General features: G+C 49.3%; 2 protein-coding genes. Both read left to right on the top strand.

The genetic code is table 11. The annotated features are described in order from the left end of the window. The first annotated feature begins 93 nt into the window (after positions 1-93). Positions 94-360 carry a transposase gene (locus B9Y58_RS14295; RefSeq protein WP_073058387.1) on the top strand — a complete coding sequence of 89 codons (267 nt, stop codon included), beginning with the start codon at positions 94-96 and terminating at the stop codon, positions 358-360. Beyond that, positions 357-1,172 (top strand): IS3 family transposase, encoded by an 816-nt coding sequence (locus B9Y58_RS14290; RefSeq protein WP_073058386.1) that lies wholly within the window; start codon positions 357-359, stop codon positions 1,170-1,172. Before B9Y58_RS14295 ends, B9Y58_RS14290 begins: the two co-directional genes overlap by 4 nt. Positions 1,173-1,214: the final 42 nt, after the last annotated feature.

Below are 1,214 nucleotides of genomic sequence, written 5' to 3'. Positions count from 1 at the left end.
TGTAAGCTTCCCCATAATTAGGACTGTTCATAACTAGACAAATGGCAATTCTGCCTGCGTCAAAATGCTACCTTTGGTAGCAAAGGAACAGCCATGAAGAAACTGACTCATTCCGAATCGGAAATCGTCAAAAGCGTAAACGAACTTGAAGCCGGAGTGTCTGCGGACGAAATCTGCAGGCGTCTGAACGTATCTAGGGCCACGCTCTATCAATGGAAACGGAAGTACGGCGGTCTCGAGGTTAGTCAGCTTAAAAAGCTGAAGGAACTCGAAGAAGAAAACGCCAAGCTCAAGAAGATGTACGCCAATCTCGCCCTGGATAACGAGATTCTCCGCGAGGTCATCGAAAAAAAACTCTGACGCCCGAGGCCCGCAAGGAGATTGCGGGCGAGATAGCAGAGGAACACGACATCAGCATTACTCGGGCGTGCAGATTGATGGGCATCCACAAGTCGTTCTTCTACTACGAATCTACCAAGGATGATTCCGAGGTCGAGGCTGCCATACGGCAGAAGGCCGAGGCTGCCAACGATGGCTTCTGGAAAATATTCAGGCTGATTCGCAAGGATGGACATCCGTGGAACCATAAGAAGGTCCACCGCGTCTACGAGGCGATTCATTTCAACAAGCGAAAGCCGTTGCGCAAGCGCTTGCCCGCCCGAGTCAAGAATCCGCTCGTGACACCGGACCAGGAAAATGTCACCTGGTCGATGGACTTCGTTACTGACGTTTTGCAAAGCAACCGCAAGTTCCGCGTACTCAACGTCATCGACGACAGCGACCGTGTGGCCGTTGCACAGAAAGTTGCGCATTCCATACCGGCAACTCGCTTGATTCGATTCATGGAGGAAATCATTTGGGAGAAAGGCAAGCCGACCAATATTCGCTGCGATAACGGTCCGGAATTCATTTCGCATGAATTTCAAGATTGGTGCGATGGAAACGGAATCAAAATTTTGTACACGCAACCCGGGTGCCCAACTCAGAACAGCTACATCGAACGATTTAACGGATCGTACCGAAGGGCTGTTCTTGACGCCTACATTTTCAGGACTTTAGATGATGTAAGGGAAATTACCGAAAAGTGGACGGATTACTACAACAACGAAAGACCCCACGACTCCTTAAACAACCTCGCTCCAATGGAGTATCGGTTGATGAGAACCGGGTGATTTTGTATACTTTAAACCAGTCCTAAAAATGGGTAGCTGACA

It is taken from the genome of Fibrobacter sp. UWB15, from assembly GCF_900177705.1.
Classification (GTDB): domain Bacteria; phylum Fibrobacterota; class Fibrobacteria; order Fibrobacterales; family Fibrobacteraceae; genus Fibrobacter.
The sequence above is the reverse complement of the archived record's forward strand: the minus strand, read 5'-3'. Positions and strand labels throughout refer to the sequence as shown.